The sequence below is a fragment of the Massilia sp. 01N417 genome, assembly GCF_056399645.1.
In genome coordinates this window covers 65,184-83,407 of sequence record NZ_JBFTRS010000003.1, presented here as the reverse complement: position 1 = coordinate 83,407, position 18,224 = coordinate 65,184, and the positions used below count along the sequence as shown (strand labels likewise).

Genomic DNA, 18,224 nt, shown 5'->3' with positions numbered 1-18,224 from the left:
CCGATGGCAGTCGTGGGTATCAGCTGGGAATGCCTGTCCAACCTGGTGGGAGATGAAGCCTTCTCCGCCAGGCTGGTATTGCGCAATACATCGCACGCGCCGATCGCGGCGGGATGGTCGGTGTACTTCAACACCTGCCGCCGCGTGCTGGCGAACACGGTCGATGCGGGCTACCGCATCGATCACCTGAACGGCGACCTGTTCCGCCTGCATTCGACGAGTGGAACCGACTGGCTGCCCGGCCAGGCGCTCGAAATCGGCTACGTGGCCCAGTTCTGGGCCATCAGCGTGACCGACGCGCCGCTCGGCTTCTACCTGATCGAGGCCGACGGCCGTGTCAGCGACCTGGGCGATCCCGAGATCCAGCCCTTCGCGCGGCCCGAGCAGCTGCACCGCAATGCACGCGACCTGCTGCCGCCCGCCGACGCGGCCTGGCGCTACCGCGACAACGCCGAGTCCTACCTGCTGCCGCGCGAGGCGGTCGGCCGCATCACGCCGAAGCCGCTGCGCGCGCGCTTCAATGGCGGATGCTGCGCGCTTGCCGCCGGGTCCGCGCTCGTCGCGGCCGAGGGCCTGGCCGGCGAGGAAGCCTTGCTGCGCGGGCTGCTGGCCGGCCTGCCGCCGGGAGCGGGAGCGCGCATCGAGCTGGCCGTCTCCCAGATCGATGCGCCGGGGCCGGAAGCCTATCTGCTCGAAATCAGCGCCGGCTCGGTGCTGGTGCGCGGCGCCAGCGCCCACGGCGTGTTCAACGGCATCCAGAGCCTGGCCCAGCTGCTCGAAGCCGACGGCACCCTGCCTTGCGGACGGGTGCTGGACGCGCCGCGCTTCGGCTACCGCGGCATGATGCTGGACGTGGCACGCCACTTCTCGTCCAGGGAGACGGTGCTGCGCCTGCTCGACTGCATGGCCTGCTACAAGCTGAACAAGCTGCACCTGCACCTGACCGACGACGAAGGCTGGCGCCTGCAGATCGATGCGCTGCCGGAGCTGACCGCGCTCGGCTCCAGGCGCGGCGTCGCCGCGGATGGGCAGAGCCTGCCGCCGTCCTTCGGTTCCGGCGCCGACGTCGAAAGCTCGGCCGGCACCGGCTATTACGATGCCGCCGACTTCATCGCCATCCTGCGTTATGCCCACGCGCGCCACATCGAGGTGATCCCGGAGTTCAATATGCCGGGCCATGCGCGCGCCGCCGTGCTGGCGATGCGCGCGCGTCACGACCGCCTGCGCGCGGCCGGCGATATCGAAGGCGCGGAGCGCTATCTGCTGAGCGATCCGGACGACGCTTCGCGCTACGAATCGGTGCAGATGTGGCGCGACAACGTGATCTGCATCGCACTGCCCTCCATCGACCGCTTCATCGATACCGTGGTCGCCCATGTGGCGGCGCTGTACCGCCAGGCCGGGGTGCCGCTGCGCGCCGTGCACACGGGCGGCGACGAGGTGCCGCTGGGCGCCTGGCTCGGTTCGCCCGTCTGCCAGGCCCTGATGCGCGAGCGCGGCTGGACCGACGTCGGCCAGCTGCATGCGGACTTCGTCGAACGCTGCCGCGCGATCCTGGCCAGGCACGGCCTGGCCTTCGCCGGCTGGGAAGAGACGGCGCTGAAGCATGGCGCGGCCACGGCCGAGGGCTGCGCGCCGGCCCAGCACGAGAATACCCAGGCGGTGGAGGGCGCGCCGCTGCCGCTGCCCAAGCCCGGTTTCGACGGGCCGGGCTTCCAGGTCTATGCCTGGAATAATGCCTGGGGTTCGGGCAAGGAAGACGTGGCCTACCGCCTGGCCAACGCCGGCTACGACGTGGTGCTGGCGAATGCCGCCAACCTTTATTTCGACCTGGCTTATGCGAAGGACCCGCAGGAACCGGGCTATTACTGGGCCGGTTTCGTCGAGACCCGCCACGCCTTCGTGTTCTGCCCGCTGGAGATGATCGCCAGCGCCGCCAATGACCCGATGGGACGCGCGCTGCCGCCCGCGCGCCTGGCGGCGATGGCGCGCCTGTCCGACGAAGGCCGCACGCGCATCATCGGCCTGCAGGGCCAGCTGTGGGGCGAGAACGCGCGTTCGCGCGCCCGCATCGAATACCTGGCGGCGCCGCGCATGGTGGCGCTGGCGGAGCGGGCCTGGGCGCCCGATCCCGGCTGGAGCGGGATCGACAACCCGCAGGCGCGCGCCGCCGCCATCGAGTCGGACTGGAACGAGTTCGCCAACCGCCTCGGCCAGCGCGAGCTGCCGCGCCTGGACCGCGCCCCGCTGGCCTACGGCTACCGCCTGCCGCCGCCGGGCGTGCTGTACGACGGCCGGACCATCCGCGCGAATGTCGCCCTGCCGGGCCTGGCCCTGCATTACACTCTGGACGGCAGCGAACCGGGCGCGGCCAGCCCGCGCTACACGGGCCCGGTGCAGGCCGGGCCACAGGACCGCGTGTTCAAGGTGAGGAGCTTCGACACCCGCGGACGCGGCAGCCGCACCGTCACCATCGAACTGGAACAAGCTTAGACAATAAGGTCACCGAGCATGGACAAGGCAGAGCCGCATCACCTGGCGCCCGACAGGCTGCGCCACCCGCTGGCCTGGGTGCCCAGCCTTTACCTGGCCCAGGGCCTGCCTTTCTACAGCGTGGCATTGGTGGCGGGCCTGATGTTCAAGAGCATGGGCGTGCCCAACGAGCAGATCGCGCGCTGGACCGGCCTGCTCGGCCTGGCCTGGGTCTTCAAGGCCTTGTGGAGCCCCTTCCTGGAACTCTTCCGCAGCAAGAAGCGCATCGTGGTGGTCCTGCAGGTCACGGGCGGGATCGCGTTGGCGGCGCTGGCCCTGGCCCTGCAATTGCCGGCCTGGTTCGCGCTGGCGATCGCCTTGCTGGGCGTGGTCTCGCTGGCCTCCAGCACCCACGACATCGCCGCCGATGGCCTGTACATCGCCAGCCTGTCGGCGAAACAGCAGGCCGCCTACGCCGGCTGGCAGGGCGCCTTCTTCAACGGCGCCAAGTTCCTGTCGCTGGGCGGACTCGTGATCCTGGCCGGCCACCTCGAGCAGTCCATCGGCCCGCAGGCCGCCTGGGCCACCGTGTTCGGCCTGCTGGGCGCGCTGATGGCGGGGCTCGGCCTGTATCATGCCTGGGCGCTGCCGGGGCCACCCGCGAGTGCGGGACCCGCATCGGCGCCGGCGGCTACCGTGCGCGGCACCGTCGCCGTGCTGGTCGACGTGATCCGCGCCTTCTTCGCCAAGCCCGGCATCTGGCTGGGCATCCTGTTCATCCTGCTGTTCCGCACCGCCGAAGGCCAGGTCCAGACCATCGGCCCGCTGTTCCTGCGCGATGCCCGGGACATCGGCGGCATGGGCCTGTCGACCCAGGAAGTGGGCGCCATCTACGGCACCGCCGGCACCGCCGCCTTCCTGGTCGGCAGCATCCTTGGCGGCTATTTCACGTCCTGGATCGGCCTGAAGCGCGCGATGCCCTGGCTGATCCTGGCGATGAACGTGCCCAACCTGGTGTTCTATTACCTCAGCATGACCCAGCCCGAATCGCTGGGCGTCGTCACCGCCTCGCTGGCGGCCGAGATGTTCGGCTACGGCTTCGGCTTCGTCGGCATGATCCTGTTCATCATGCAGGTGATCGCGGCCGGGCCTTACCAGACTGCCCACTACGCGCTGGGCTCGGGCTTCATGCAGCTGGGCTTCGTGCTGTCCAAGGTGGTCAGCGGCGACATCCAGCAGGCGCTGGGCTACCGGCACTTCTTCCTGTGGGTTGTGATTTCGGCAATTCCGGTGCTGGTGCTGACGCGTTTCGTGCGCCTGGCGCCGGAAAACCCATAATCGGCCCTTGAAATACTCTCCTCATACTCCACATGGAGTATAAGGAGAGTATATTCATGAAACTTGTCGAATCAAAAATCAAATTTCCGGACACCGAAAAGGTGACCATCAACCTCGGCCTCGTCGACCTGGCACAGATGGACCTGCTGGTAGAGGAAGGCTTCTATACCAACCGCACCGATTTCGTGCGGATGGCGATCCGCAAGCAGCTCGAGCTGCATGGCGAGGCGATCCGCCAGACCGTTACGCGCAAGCGCTATGTGATGGGCATGCAGCGCTATTCGAAGGCCGAGCTGGAAAAGAGCGTAGCCAGCGGCGAACGGCTCGAGATCCACGTGCTCGGCCTCGCTTCCATCGACGACGACGTCACCCCCGAGCTCGCACGCGAAGCCATCGCTTCCATCCATGTGCTGGGCGCCTTTCTCGCCTCCAGCGCCGTCAAGGCGGCGCTGGCAGACCGCATCGAATCCTGAGGAACCGAATATGAAATCCTATGAAAAATTTGTCGACAATATCCTGGGCGCGGTGCGCTCCAGCCAGGGCAAGGACCCTGCCGCCGCCACCGCGATCATCCAGGAGGCGCTCAAGGCCGCCGGCCTGATGGGGACGGCGCCATCGGCGGCACAGGCGCAGCAGCAAAGCGCGCCCTTCGTCGACCTGAACCCGCCGCCGGCGTGGGCGCCGCATGCGCGCCAGGGCAAGGCGGTACCGGATGCCGAGGCTTTCCCGGGCGCCGCGGCGATGCCGGAATGGATGGCGCGCTTCACCTCTCACCTGCCCGGACAGGGCGTTGCCGGCCGCGGCAAGGTCCCCGGTCCGGAAACGCTCGGCCCCGGCCAGTTCCTGGAAGGCAGCTTCGGCAACGAGGCCGGCACCCGCAATTACCGCTTGTACGTGCCGTCGCGGCCGGCATCCGGTCCACGCCCGCTGGTCGTGATGCTGCACGGCTGCAAGCAGGATCCGCAAGCCTTCGCCGCCGGCACCACCATGAACCTGCTGGCCGAGGAACACGGTTGCCTGGTGCTGTATCCGGAACAGGCCGCCAACGCGAATCACTCGCAGTGCTGGAACTGGTTCGACGGCGCCCACCAGGGCCGCGATGGCGGCGAGCCTTCGCTCATCGCCGGCATGACGCGGCAGGTGATGCGTGAGCACGATGCCGATGCCGGCCGGGTCTACGTGGCGGGCCTGTCGGCCGGCGGCGCGATGGCGGCGGTGATGGCGGCCGGCTATCCCGAGCTGTACGCCGCCGTCGGCGTGCATTCCGGCCTGCCGGTCGGCAGTGCGCATGACCTGATGTCGGCGCTGAACGCAATGAAGGGCGCGCGCAGGAAGAAACACAAGGCCGCGGCCGGCGCCAGGACGGTGCCGGCGATCGTCTTCCATGGCGACCTCGATGCCGTCGTCCATCCGTCGAATGGCGAGGCAGTCTACCGGCAGTTCGTGCACGGCGCCGGCGTCACGGAAACCGAGGAGCGTGGCCAGGACTACACCAGGTCCGTGGCGCGCGATAGCGGCGGCCGGCCGGTGGCGGAGCACTGGACCTTGCACGGCGCCGCCCACGCCTGGTCGGGCGGCAGCACGGCCGGCTCCTACGCGGTCGCTTCCGGTCCGAATGCCTCGGCCGAAATGCTGCGGTTTTTTCTTGCGCAGTGATTTGCTATGCTTGCGGCTTCACACATACTTTGAAGGCAGCACATCATGGTTTCCCTGCAAGAGCAGCTGCTCAAGGCCGGCCTGGTCGACAAGAAGAAGGTCAAGCTGGCCAACCAGGAAAAGAGCAAGCAGCACAAGATCGAACTGCGCACCGGCGACAAGAAGCAGAACGAGTCGCGCGAAGCGGCGCTCGAAACCCAGCGCAAGCAGGCCGAGCGTGCGCGCGAACTGAACGCCCAGCGCGACGCCGCCGCGGCGCAGAAGGCGGTCGCCGCCCAGATCGCGCAGATGGTGACGACCAACCGCCAGCCCAAGGGCAATGGCGACATCGCCTACAACTTCACGATCGGGACCAAGATCGAGCGCATCCACGTCTCGGAAAAGGTGCGCGACCACCTGGTGGCGGGCCGCCTGGCCATCGTCAGCCATGGCGGCGGCTTCGAGCTGGTGCCGCGCGTGATCGCCGACAAGATCGCCGAGCGCGCGCCCGAGAGCGTGGTGCGGGTCGCCAAGGCCGCGCCGCAGGCGGTCGAGGAAGACGATCCGTATGCCGACTTCAAGATCCCGGACGACTTCACCTGGTAAGGCAAGGCCGGCCGGCTAGCGCTTCTTGACCGGCAGCGCCAGCCAGCCGCGCCAGCGTCCCTCGGCGTCGCGTTCCACCATCTGGATGTGGGGCCGGGTGCTGTCCAGGCGCCACAGCGACTGCTTATCGAGCCAGTCCTCGTACATGAAGCGGAAGCGCGGCCACTCGTCGTGGAAGTCGAGGCAGGCGTAGCTGCCGGCCGGCAGGATGCGCATGCCCATGGCCGGGTCGAGGCCGGCGTCGTCGGCGCAGCCGAAGTCGTAGCAGTATTCGCTCTCCCCGGTGAAGCCGGGATCCTCGTCGAACACCCCGTACCAGGGCCGTCCCGCGCCCTGGCAGGATGCGATCACGGCATTGCAGGCGATCGACAGGGCGGCGCCGGACTGGCCGAAGAAGCGCTGGTAGCGCAAGGTCACCGCCGGCAGCATGCGCACGGCGATGCGCGCGGCGATGGTGCCCGGCGTCGGCGGGCAGTAGGGCGCCAGCAGCACTTCCAGGTTGTCCGGTTCGGCGACGAAGAAGCTGACGTCGCTCTCGCGTCCCACCTGCTGGTCCATGTACGCGCGCCAGCCGCCTTCGCGCCAGGCCTTGGCCGACATCGAGAACTGCTGCCTGAAGGCCTTGGCGAAGGCCGCGTTGGACGGAAAGCCGCAATCCTGGGCGATGCGCACGATCGCCACGTCCGGCTCATGGCGCAGCAGGTGGGCGGCGCGGCGCAGGCGGCGCTTGCGCTGGTATTCGACTGCCGAGAAGCCGGTCAGCTCGCGGAAGATGCGGTCGAAGTGGAAGGACGAATAGCTGGCCGAGGCCGCCAGGCTTTTCAGCGCGAGCGGGTCCCCGACCGAATCCAGCATCAGGTCCATCACTTCATACAGGCGCGACACGCGCGAGGGCGGCTTCATGCGAAGGTTGTTTTACGAAATAATTACAAATATGAAATAAGACTATTCCGTAAATAACCCCTGTTTGGCAAGCAATTACGTGGTATGCATGCCCTAAGTGTTGTCAACGTGTCTGCCTGGTCTCCTCCAGCTTGTTCACATCGAAGCCCTGGCGCTCGAGCCGGTCCAGCAGGGCGGCCATGGCCTGGCGCGGCACCGTGGGCGTGCGCGACAGGATCCACAGGTATTCGCGCTTCGGTTCGCTGACCGCCGCCAGCTGGTAATCGGGGTCGAGGTCGATCACCCAGTAATCTCCCCAGACCATCGGCAGGAAGGACAGCCAGCCCGGCGCGAAGCGCACCTGCAGCTTCGGCGAATCGGCGGGGCCGACCTGGCGGGCGCTGCCGACCGCCTCCTCGAAGCGGCCGTCGGCGCGGCGGCAACGGTTGATCACCTGGATGCCGCCGTCGCGCTCGAGGCTGTAGTGGGCGGTGGTGAAGCCGTCGCACTGCTTCTGGAAGCGGTTCGGGTATTTCGCGATCTCGTACCAGGCGCCGAGGTAGCGCGGCACGTCGAGGGAATCGATCGGGACCAGGTCGGACTGCTCGTGGCGTTCGCGCGCGGCGGCCAGCACGGTGAGGGTGGCGCCGAGCAGGCCGATGGCGACGAGGGCGAGGCGGGATACGGGCATGGCGTCGATGGGTTGCTTGTCGGAAGCCCATCCTAGCAGGATGGGCGGCCTGGCGTCGCCATCGAGCCTATTCGAGCGTTCAGGCAGGTGAACTCATGCCAGCATCAAGCGGGCATCGCCGGAACGCGCGCCCGGCACGGCAGGACGGTGCGCTTCGCCTGCGGTCTCGAACATGGTCATCAGCCCGGCCAGCGCAGCGGCCTGCTCGCGCAGGGCGGTAGTGGCCGCCGCCGCTTCCTCGACCAGGGCGGCATTCTGCTGGGTGGTCTGGTCCATCTGCGTGACGGTCTGGGTGACCTGGGCGATGCCCGAGGATTGCTCGTGGCTGGATTCGACGATGTCGGCCATGATCGTGGTGACGCGCTCGATGCCGTCGACGATGCCGGTCATGGTGGTGCCGGCCCGCTGGGCCAGCGCCGTGCCGTTCTCCACGCGCCGGGTCGAGTCTTCGATCAGGGCCTTGATTTCCTTGGCCGCGGCGGCGGAGCGGTGGGCCAGGGCGCGCACTTCGGTGGCGACCACCGCGAAGCCGCGTCCCTGTTCGCCGGCGCGCGCCGCTTCGACGGCCGCGTTCAGGGCCAGGATATTGGTCTGGAAGGCGATGCCGTCGATGACGCCGATGATGTCGGCGATGCGCTTGGACGACTCGTCGATCTGGCCCATGGTGTCGACCAGCTGGCCCACCATCCGGCCGCCTTCGCGGGCGACCGCGGCCGCCTGGCCGGCCAGGTCGCTGGCGTGCCGGGCGTTCTCGGTATTCTGTCCCACCGTCTGCGTCAATTCTTCCATCGACGAGGCGGTTTCCTCCAGCGCCGCGGCCTGGCGCTCGGTGCGGCTGGACAGGTCCTGGGACTCGGCCGAGATCGTATGCGTCGACTGCTCGATCGCGATCGTGCTCTCGCGCACCTGGCTCACCATGCCGGCCAGGCTGTCGCGCATGCGGCGCATCGCGGCCATCAGGCTGCGCTCGTCGCCGGCGGCGAGCTTCACGTCCACGCGCAGGTTGCCGGCGGCGATCTGGGACGCCACGTACACGGCCTGGGCCGGCTCGCCGCCGAGGCGGCGGAACAGGGCGCGCGCGAACAGGGCGCCGGCGGCGATGCTGGCCACCAGGGTTGCCAGGCTGAGGCCGATCAGCATGGTCTGGCTGTGCTGGGCGCTCGCCAGCACGGCGCGGGTCTGCTCGTCGATGGTCTTCTGCTGCAGCGCCAGCAGATCCTGGACCTTGCCGAGGTATTGGTCGGTATGCGGCTTGAAGTCGCGGTCGAAGGCGGCCAGCGCCTCCTCGTGCTTGCCGTCCGCCTTGAGCTGGGTGACGCGCTCGCGGTCGCCGATGTACACCTTGCGGATCTGCCCGATGGCGTCGAACAGGGCTTTTTCCTCGGGCGTGACCAAGAGTTCGCTGACCTTGTTCTGGAGCGCGCTGGCGGTCGCGGTCGATACCTTGGCTTCATCGGCATAGAAGCTCGCCAGCTCCGGATCCGCCGAACGGACCACGGACGCCGTGCGCTTCGCGCCCACCGAGGTGTTCAGCAGCCACTTCGAGATCAGGCGTTCCTTCGCCAGTGGCTGTTCGGTGAGTGCCTGGGTATCGCGGGACAGGGTCTGCAGGCGCCAGATCGCCAGGCCGGTGGAAAGGAAGGAAATCGCGATCACGATCCCGAAGGCCAGTTTGAGTTGATGGCGCACGCTGGCGCTTACTGCTTGAATCACATTAGCTCCGCTACAATAATGACCCGTTTATAACAGGTGTTGCAAGATAGAAAGTCCGCAACAATACCAGCAGTTATTGAACGATGTAGTCTCTTCGCATAAAAAAGCCAGTAGGCGTGCCGTATTTACCACATAAAAAAACGCCAGCCGATGAGGCTGGCGTTCGATGGGGAGACCGCGCGGTCTTATTGCAGCCTGCCGGCGCGCTGGGCCTGCAGTTGCTCGCGGATCTGCTCGCGCAATTGCTGCGCGTTCGAATGGGTGTAGTCCTTGTTGACCTCGAGCTTGATCAGCGGCTTGATCTGCGGGTGCAGGTAGCTGCGCAGGGCGCCGAGGAATTGCGGCGAGGCGGAAATCACGAGCTGCTGGAAACGGCCTTCCTGGTGGGCGTCCATCAGGTATTTCGAGATGTCCTTCGCGAACAGCTCGGCTTCGTGCTCCTGCGGCGTCTGGGCCGGCTGGTAAGTCTTGTTGGGTGCGCCGCTCTTGGTACTGTGGGCGAAGCCCGCCGCCTCGTTGCCGCCGATGTTGTGGCTGCTGCTGCCGGCGGCCGTGCGCCCGGCCTCGTCGGTGTTGATGTCCGAGGTGCGCAGGCGCGCGGCGGAATTGACCATGTCTTCGATTTCTTCCAGCGGTTCCGACGGATCGGCTTCCGAAAAAATCCTCGCTCGGCCCGCGTTGGCCGACACAATCCAGGTCGTCTGCATATTACCCCCTGTCAGTCTATGAAGCGTGAAGGTGGACCGGCGATTGCATCCGGGAATGCCCGACTTGCACGCCGATCATGGCTTGAATTCAGTATAGCCAAGGTCGCAAATGGCTGGCGTTACGTATCCGGGCGGTAAGGTACGCGGCGCGGGAGGCCGCCATGTTCAAATGACTGTCCAGGACAAGGAGGCATCGTGAGCCAGACGTTCAAGGCGGGCGACAAAGTGGAATGGCATTCGTCGCAGGGGACGATACGCGGCACGGTCAGGAAGAAGCTGACCGCGCCGACCGAGATCAAGGGCCACCGCGTGGCCGCCTCGGAAGAAAATCCGGAATACCTGGTCGTCAGCGACGAGACCGGGGCCGAGGCTGCGCACAAGCCATCGGCACTCAAGAAAATCTGAGCGCTCCCCCGATTCGACCCTATGGCGCAGCATGCGCCAGGCTCCCTCGCGCCGGTCCGCAATGGACCAACCCCTGCTGTTTATGAAACAAGGGTAGCCCCTCGTGCCGGGCGCCCATGTGGATCGGATGCGCGATGCAGGCGATGTTTACGAAAACACGGCTAAACTGCATGCCTTTTTTTAAATCTTGTTGAGCTCCCCTCGGCAACTTTTGTATAAAAGCTACAGGGCGAAGTGCGATGCCCGAAGGCGTAGGGGATGCCAGGACCGTTTAGTAAATGTTCCCTGAGCCTGCCACCGGGTTGCAGAAAAGAAGCCCATCCATAGGGCACGACAAGGAGACTTAGATGATGTTCAGGAACGTTCTTGCATCGCGACAGGGCATGCGCCTCTGCGCGACCCCCATTGCCACGGCAGTCGCCATGGCGCTGTTGAGCATTGCCACCGCCCAGGCGCAGACCGCGCAGGCCGACACCGCGGCCGATACCCAGGCGGATTCCAAGACGCCGGAAAAAGTGGTGGTGACCGGCTACCGCTATTCGATCCAGAAGAGCCTCGACCAGAAGCGCGAAGCGAATGCGATCGTCGACGTGGTGACCGCCGAGGATATCGGTAAATTCCCCGACAAAAACGTGGCCGACGCGCTGCAGCGCGTGCCGGGCGTGATCATCGACCGCAGCGGCGGCGAGGGCAAGAACGTCAGCGTTCGCGGCCTGTCGTCGGAGCTGACCCTGACCGAACTGAACGGCAACTACGTCGCCACCGCCGAATCGAACGGCGATCCGACCCGTTCGTTCAACTACACCCTTATGCCGTCGAACATGCTGTCCAGCGCCGAGCTGTTCAAGACGCCGGAAGCGCGCATCGACGAAGGCGGCATCGGCGGCACCGTGATCCTGCATACCCGCCGTCCGCTGGACGTGAAGTCGGGCAGCGGCTTCGTCAACGCCGAAGGCACCTGGGCCGACACCACCAAGAAGGGCGACGGCCAGTTCTCCGGCCAGTACGCCTGGCATGACGAGAGCAACCGCTTCGGCATCCTGGTCGGCTACACCCAGCAGAAGCGCACCACCCGCACCATGAGCGCCAGCACCGAGAACTGGCAGTGGTATGGCGACGACTACGATGCGCATCCGGCCACCGACGTCAACGGCAAGCCTTCGAAGCTGAGCTCGTACTGGTGGGGCCAGTCGGGCTTCCATGACCAGAACGGCAAGTACTACACCAACTTCATGATGCCGACCTCGGTCAACGAGAGCGTCAAGACCGAAGACCGCGAGCGCAAGGGCGGCCAGCTGACCTTGCAGTTCAAGCCGATGCGCAATCTGAACCTGACGGCCAACTACTTCCGCTTCGACCTGTCGCAGAACTCGCAGACCAATACGCTGAAGGTCCCGGAATGGAACCTGGCCCGTTATGACGGCGACGGCAACTGGGCGGGCGGCCGCATGCTCGACGGTTTGACCTTCGACAAGAGCGGTACCATCGTCACCGGCGCGAACTACAGCGTCCATCCGGGCAAGACCTACTACTGCAGCGAAGACCAGGCCAAGGCCGCGGGCCAGAAGCCGGGCGGCTGGGGCCCTGACGACTGCACCATCCCGACCCCGCAGATCACCGGCAGCTACAACCGCGAAAAAGCACGCTCGCAGGTCTTCGACATCGGCGCCGAATGGCGCGGCGAGTCGCTGGACGCCGACTTCAAGGCCGGCCGCACCTGGGCCGGCGGCGGTCCGTCGCTGCAGTTCACCATGCCGATCAAGCCGCGCGTGCAGAATGCGGACGGCAGCTGGACCCTCGGTAACTATGCCAGCGCCTGGAGCACGGCCGGCACGCCGACCATGACCTTCTCGCCCGAGCTGATGGCCAACCTGGCGAAGGGCATCGGCGAGATCGACCTCGGTTCGACTTCGTCCTCGTGGACCCGCAACAGCAACCAGCAGAAATATGCCCAGGCCGACTTCACCTGGCATACGGATGTCAGCTTCCTGGACTCGCTGCAGTTCGGCGCCAAGTACCGTGACGGCGGCATCCACCGCAACACCGGCAACAACTACTGGGTGTGCCCGGGCAAGGATCCGGCCAACTACGACAACCGCTACCAGGCCGGTTGCGACCCGACCGCCAACAAGTTCCAGCCGTCCTTCCTGTACGGCCAGTCCCTGGGCAATATCGCCGGTGGCATCAAGGCCAGCGCGTTCCCGGCGATCGACTACGCGACCTACGTCAATTACCTGAACAAGACCTACGGTCAGATGCAGACGCGTAACGAAGACAACTTCGTCTACAACGTCGACGAGAAGATCTCCTCGGCCTACCTGCAGGCCAACATCAAGGCCGACCGCCTGCGCGGCAACGTGGGCGTGCGCTTCGTACGCACCAAGCAACATGCCGACTCGACCGACCAGGTCGAGAACTACAAGGACTACTTCTTCAACGGCCCCAACGGCACGGCGGCGCCTTGCCAGGCAGGCGGCGCCCCGGCCGCCGGCGCACCGGCCGGTTCGGGTTGCGTCAGCGGCTTCACGACCCTGCCGGACAGCATCGCACGGACCCAGTCCTTCGTCGTCAGCTCGCTGGACCGCACCTACAACGACGTGCTGCCGAGCCTGAACCTGGCCTACGACATCACCGACTCCCTGCTGCTGCGTGCGGCCGCATCGAAGGTGATTGCGCGTCCGAGCTATGGCGACATCGCTTCGCCGGGCGGCCTGCAGAACTTCAGCCAGGAATACGTCAACGACCGCCGCCTGATCGGTGGCGGCGGCAACCCGGGCTGGTTCGGTTCGGGCAGCAACAAGAACCTGCAGCCGTACAAGGCCACCCAGTTCGACCTGGGCCTGGAGTGGTATTACCAGCGCGGCTCGGTGCTCGGCCTCGACCTGTTCCGCAAGAACGTCAGCAACTTCTCGGTACCGGTGGTGATGGACGTGAACCTGAACGTCGGCGGCCAGAACGTGACGGTGCAGAACTACTCGACCAGCGCCGGCGGCCGCAACGGCGTGTCGCAGGGCGCCGAGCTGTACGCCCAGCACACGCTGGCGTCCGGCCTGGGCTTCCAGTTCAACTACACGTACAACAAGACCAACCAGGCCGCCATCACGCTGGAAGACGGTACCGAAATCGGCCAGTCGCCGCTGGTCGGCAGCGCGAAGAACCAGCTCAACCTGACGGTGTTCTACGAAACCGACAAGCTGCTGCTGCGCGCTTCGTACAACCGCCGCGGTGAAGTGGTGGACGGTCTGCAGAACGGCCTGAACGTGTATGAGGATCCGTACAGCCAGATCGACCTGAACGCGGCCTACAACATCACCAAGCAATTGAGCCTGACCGCTTCGGTGCTGAACCTGACCAGGCAGGAGACCCGTGCCCACCTGGGCAACGACACCAAGGACCGCTTCTACTCCAGCGGCTACGCCGGCCGCATTGCGTACGTGGGCCTGAACTACAAGTTCTGAGTCCACCCCTTCCTCCCCGGCTTGGTCAAGCCGGGGAGTTTTTTTTGGAGGACGCAATGAGCACGCAGAACCGTATCACCAGCATCACCATCGTCGGTGGCGGCAGCGCGGGATGGATGGCCGCCGCGGCCCTCGCCACCTACCTCGGCAAGGGCGCCTCGATCCGCCTGGTCGAGTCCGAAGAGATCGGCATCGTCGGCGTCGGCGAGGCCAGTGTTCCCCACATCCGGCTGTTCAACGGCCAGTGGCTCGGCATCGACGAAGCCGAGTTCGTCAAACGTACCCAGGCCACCGTCAAGCTGGGCATTCAATTCAAGGACTGGACCCGCATCGGCGACAGCTATATCCACGGCTTCGGCGCCATCGGCCGCTCGCTGGGGCCGTTGCCCTTCCACCAGTTCTGGCTGAAGCTGCGCCAGGCCGGACGCGCCGGTCCGATCGGCGAGTATTCGCCGCAGACCGTGATGGCGCCGCGCGGCAAGTTCGCGCCCGGCGACCATAACGCGCCGCCGAATTCGCCGCTGGCCGACATCGCCTACGCCTACCATTTCGACGCCACCCTGTACGCGCGCTTCCTGCGCGAACTCGCGGAACAGCGCGGCGCCACGCGCATCGAAGGCAAGATCGTCAAGGTCAACCGGCGCGCCGGCGACGGCTTCGTCGAATCGGTGACGCTGGAAAGCGGGCAGGTGGTCGACGGCGAACTGTTCATCGACTGCTCGGGTTTCCGCGGCCTGCTGATCGAGCAGGCCCTCGAGAGCGGCTGGGAAGACTGGTCGCACTGGCTGCCCTGCGACCGCGCGCTGGCGGTGCCCAGCGCCAGCACCGCCCCGATCACGCCCTACACCCACTCGACCGCGCGCGCGGCCGGCTGGCAGTGGCGCATTCCACTGCAGCACCGCACCGGCAACGGCTACGTCTATTCGAGCCGCCACGTCAGCGACGACGAAGCTGCCGCGACCCTGCTGGCCAACCTGGACGGCGAGGCGCTGGCCGAGCCGCGTCCCTTGCGCTTCACGGCCGGCATCCGCAAGAAAATCTGGAACAAGAATGTGGTGGCGGTGGGCCTGGCCAGCGGCTTCCTGGAACCCCTGGAATCGACCAGCATCTACTCGGCGCAGTCGGGCATCACCCGCCTGCTGAGCTACTTCCCCACGCGCGACTTCGATCCGCAGCTGATCGAGCGCTACAACCGCGAAGCCGCCTTCGAGTACGAACGGATCCGCGACTTCATCATCCTGCATTACCACGCCACCGAACGCAACGACACCCCGTTCTGGGACCGCTGCCGCACGATGGAGGTGCCGGAGACCCTGCGCCAGACGATCGAACTGTTCCGCACCGACGGGCGCTACTTCCGCAACGGCGAGGATTTCTTCGCCCTGCCGAGCTGGGTCCAGGTGATGCTGGGGCAGGGCATCGAGCCGCGCGGCTACCATCCGATGGTGGACGAGATGCCGGAAGACCGGCTGGTCGAGCTGGTCGAAGGCATGCGCGGCTCGCTGGCGCGCGCGGTGGACTCGATGCCGACCCACGAGGAGTGGATCCAGCGCTACTGGAAGGCGCCCGCGCGATGAGCGGCCGTCCATTCCTGCGCTCGGGCGCGCGCCTGCTGCTGGGGTTTTGCCTCGCGGTGGCGGCCGCCTCCGCCATGGCCGTCGCGCCGGAGGGCGTGCGCATCGACAGGGGCTGGAGTTTCCGTCTCCTGCCCGGCAATCCCCAGGGCGCCGCCCACGCCGAAGCCGCGCCCTGGCGTGCGGCGACGGTGCCGGGCACCGTGCATACCGACCTGTTCTCGAACAAGCTGATTGCCGACCCTTATGTCGGCGCGCCCGAGGCGAAGCTGCAGTGGATCGGCCTGGCCGACTGGGAATACCGCACCCGCTTCGACGCGCCGCGCACGGCACTGGATTCTGCGCGCAGCGACCTGGTGTTCGAAGGCCTCGATACCTATGCCGAGGTCTGGCTGAACGGCAGCAAGGTACTCGATGCCGATAACGCCTTCCGCACCTGGCGCGTGCCGGTGCAGGGCAAGCTGCGCGCGAAGGGCAATGAATTGCGCGTCGTGTTCCGCTCGCCGATCGCCAGGCTGCTGCCGGGCGTGCAGGCGATGCCGCACAAGCTGCTCGGCAACTATCCTTCGCCCTACGGCGACGAGCCGAAGGACGCGATGACCGCCAACTTCGTGCGCAAGCCCGGTTACCACTACGGCTGGGACTGGGGACCGCGTTACGTCACCGCCGGCATCTCGAAACCGATTGTCCTGCAGAGCTGGGACGCGCTGCGCATCGACGACCTGCAGCTGCGCCAGGACCGCGTCGAGGAAGCGCGCGCCGACCTCGCCGCGGTCGCCTCCCTCGACGCGGTGCGCGAGGGCACCTTCACGCTCCGCCTGTGGCAGACCGCACCGGACGGCAGGCGCTCGCTGGCGGCCGAACGCCGCGCCGAGCTGCATGCGGGCGCCAACCGCGTCGAACTGCCGGTGCACGTCGACCGTCCGCAGCGCTGGTTCCCGAACGGCTATGGTGCGCAAGCGCTGTACCGCTACGAGCTCGAGGTGGACGGCGGCCAGGGCGCGGTCGCCAGGGCCGGCGCGCGCACCGGCCTGCGCAGCATCGAACTGCGACGCGACCCCGACGACAAGGGCCGCAGCTTCTACTTCGCCGTCAACGGCATTCCCGTCTTCGCCAAGGGTGCGAACACCATCCCCTTCGACATGTTCCAGCCGCGCGTGAGCAAGGCCCGGCTGCGCCGGGTGTTGCAGTCGGCAGTTGATGCCAACATGAACTTCCTGCGCAGCTGGGGCGGCGGCTACTACGAAAGCGAGGACTTCTTCGACCTGGCCGACGAGCTGGGCCTGCTGGTGTGGCAGGACTTCATGTTCGGCGGCGGCATGCCGCCGGCCTATGACGACGCCTTCCGCGCCAACGTGGTGCTGGAAGCGCGCGACCAGGTGCGGCGCCTGCGCAACCACCCGAGCCTCGCGCTCTGGTGCGGCAACAATGAGGAAGAAATCGCCTGGAAATACTGGGGGGCGGGCAAGGAGCTGAAGGCCGCCGATCCGGCTTTGGCCGACAGGGTCTGGAAGGGCTATGTGCAGCTGTTCGGCACCGACCTGCGCAAGGTCGTGGCGGAAGAAGGCGGCGGCATCGCCTACTGGGCCAGCTCGCCCGGCGACGACCTGGCGGAGGTCGCCAACACGCCCGCCAGCGGCGACATGCACTACTGGGAGGTCTGGGGCAACCCGGCCTACCCGCCGTCGAAGTACCTGGAGATCACGCCGCGCTTCATGTCCGAATACGGCCTGCAGGCCTGGCCGGTGCAGCGCACCATCGACGCCTTCGCCAGGCGCGCGGAGCAGGGCATCGCCACGCCGGTAATCGAGGCCCACCAGAAGTTCCTGGCCGGGAAGGGCAACGAAAGGCTGATGAAGTATGTGGACTACGAATTCGGCCAGACGAAGGATTTCGCGACCTTCGTCTACCTGGGCCAGGCGGCGCAGGCCGAGGGCATCGAGCTGGCCGCGCTGCACCACCGCGCCAGTCGTCCCTTCACCATGGGTTCCCTGTACTGGCAGCTGAACGACGTCTGGCCGGGCGCGTCCTGGTCCAGCGTGGACTGGTTCGGGCGCTGGAAGGCGCTGCAATTCCACGCACGCCGTTTCTATGCGCCGGTGGCGGTGGCCGCGCTGCGTTCTCCCGACGGCAAGACCACGGTCAGCCTGCTCAACGACCGCACGCATGCCGTGAAGGGCGAGCTGCGCCTGCGCCTGACGACCCTCGACGGCAAGCTGCTGCGCGACGAGCGCAGGCCGGTCGAGCTGGCGCCGCTGTCGGCGGCGAAAGCCCTCGATTACAGCGACGCCGAGCTGCTCGGCGGCGCCGATCCGGCGTCCACCGTCGCGGTGTTCGACCTGCGCGTCGACGGCGAACCGGCGTCGCGCGGCGCCGTGTATTTCAGGGCCGCGAAGGACATGCGGTGGCCCGATCCGGGCTTGCAGGCGCAATGGCGCCGCGACGGCGACGGCTATGCCCTCGAACTGCATGCGGCGAAGTTCGCGCGCGCCGTGTGGATCGATGCCGGCGAACTCGATGCCGAGCTGTCCGACAATGCCCTGACCCTGCTGCCGGGCGAAAGCATGGTGCTGCACGTGGCATCGAAGTCCGGCCTCGAATCGCTGCGCCAATCGCTGCGTTTACGATCGCTGGCCGGCATGCAGATGTTTACTAAATTGCGCTAAAAACCGCTCCGATGCGGCCGCCGTCATTGACGCAGGCGGCGGCTGCGATAAAACTAACCGAGCAGTAAGCAAGCATA

At 66.7% G+C, this 18,224-nt stretch carries 13 protein-coding genes; 9 read left to right on the top strand and 4 right to left on the bottom strand.

Translation table 11 applies throughout. From position 1 onward, the window contains the following. The first annotated feature begins 3 nt into the window (after positions 1-3). From AC1DOQ_RS04175 to AC1DOQ_RS04155, 5 genes are read left to right on the top strand one after another with little or no spacing between them, the layout of a single operon-like run. The gene (locus AC1DOQ_RS04175; RefSeq protein ID WP_477360563.1) at positions 4-2,493 is read left to right on the top strand and encodes a family 20 glycosylhydrolase; all 2,490 of its coding nucleotides are present in this window, start codon (positions 4-6) and stop codon (positions 2,491-2,493) included. 18 nt (positions 2,494-2,511) lie between these two features. Next, the gene (locus AC1DOQ_RS04170) at positions 2,512-3,810 is read left to right on the top strand and encodes an MFS transporter (protein ID WP_477360561.1); all 1,299 of its coding nucleotides are present in this window, start codon (positions 2,512-2,514) and stop codon (positions 3,808-3,810) included. Between the two features lie 56 nt (positions 3,811-3,866). After that, positions 3,867-4,283 carry a CopG family transcriptional regulator gene (locus AC1DOQ_RS04165; RefSeq protein ID WP_477360559.1) on the top strand — a complete coding sequence of 139 codons (417 nt, stop codon included), beginning with the start codon at positions 3,867-3,869 and terminating at the stop codon, positions 4,281-4,283. Between the two features lie 10 nt (positions 4,284-4,293). Next, a complete protein-coding gene (locus AC1DOQ_RS04160) occupies positions 4,294-5,466 on the top strand; it encodes an extracellular catalytic domain type 1 short-chain-length polyhydroxyalkanoate depolymerase (protein WP_477360557.1) in 1,173 nt (390 codons plus the stop codon). Between the two features lie 45 nt (positions 5,467-5,511). Beyond that, the gene (locus AC1DOQ_RS04155) at positions 5,512-6,051 is read left to right on the top strand and encodes a DUF2058 domain-containing protein (protein WP_477360555.1); all 540 of its coding nucleotides are present in this window, start codon (positions 5,512-5,514) and stop codon (positions 6,049-6,051) included. A 15-nt stretch (positions 6,052-6,066) separates the two neighbouring features. Here AC1DOQ_RS04155 and AC1DOQ_RS04150 read toward each other — a convergent pair whose 3' ends face one another. From AC1DOQ_RS04150 to AC1DOQ_RS04135, 4 genes are all read right to left on the bottom strand, one after another. Next, a complete protein-coding gene (locus AC1DOQ_RS04150) occupies positions 6,067-6,954 on the bottom strand; it encodes a helix-turn-helix domain-containing protein (protein WP_477360553.1) in 888 nt (295 codons plus the stop codon). 103 nt (positions 6,955-7,057) lie between these two features. Then, entirely contained in the window at positions 7,058-7,624 is a 567-nt protein-coding gene (locus AC1DOQ_RS04145; RefSeq protein WP_477360551.1) for a lipocalin family protein, read from the bottom strand. A gap of 93 nt (positions 7,625-7,717) precedes the next feature. Then, positions 7,718-9,337 carry a methyl-accepting chemotaxis protein gene (locus AC1DOQ_RS04140; RefSeq protein ID WP_477360549.1) on the bottom strand — a complete coding sequence of 540 codons (1,620 nt, stop codon included), beginning with the start codon at positions 9,335-9,337 and terminating at the stop codon, positions 7,718-7,720. Positions 9,338-9,522: 185 nt separating this feature from the next. After that, entirely contained in the window at positions 9,523-10,044 is a 522-nt protein-coding gene (locus AC1DOQ_RS04135) for a host attachment protein (RefSeq protein WP_477360547.1), read from the bottom strand. Between the two features lie 195 nt (positions 10,045-10,239). On the opposite strand from AC1DOQ_RS04135, the gene AC1DOQ_RS04130 reads away from it, so the two are divergent. From AC1DOQ_RS04130 to AC1DOQ_RS04115, 4 genes are all read left to right on the top strand, one after another. Next, on the top strand, positions 10,240-10,449 hold the full coding sequence (locus AC1DOQ_RS04130) for a hypervirulence associated TUDOR domain-containing protein (protein WP_477360545.1): 210 nt from the start codon (positions 10,240-10,242) through the stop codon (positions 10,447-10,449). Between the two features lie 422 nt (positions 10,450-10,871). Continuing rightward, entirely contained in the window at positions 10,872-13,907 is a 3,036-nt protein-coding gene (locus tag AC1DOQ_RS04125) for a TonB-dependent receptor (protein WP_477360543.1), read from the top strand. Positions 13,908-13,963: 56 nt separating this feature from the next. Then, positions 13,964-15,484 (top strand): tryptophan halogenase family protein, encoded by a 1,521-nt coding sequence (locus AC1DOQ_RS04120; RefSeq protein ID WP_477360541.1) that lies wholly within the window; start codon positions 13,964-13,966, stop codon positions 15,482-15,484. Further along, positions 15,481-18,147, top strand: coding sequence for a beta-mannosidase (locus tag AC1DOQ_RS04115; RefSeq protein ID WP_477360539.1), 2,667 nt, complete (start codon positions 15,481-15,483; stop codon positions 18,145-18,147). The genes AC1DOQ_RS04120 and AC1DOQ_RS04115 overlap by 4 nt, the downstream gene beginning before the upstream one ends. Positions 18,148-18,224: the final 77 nt, after the last annotated feature.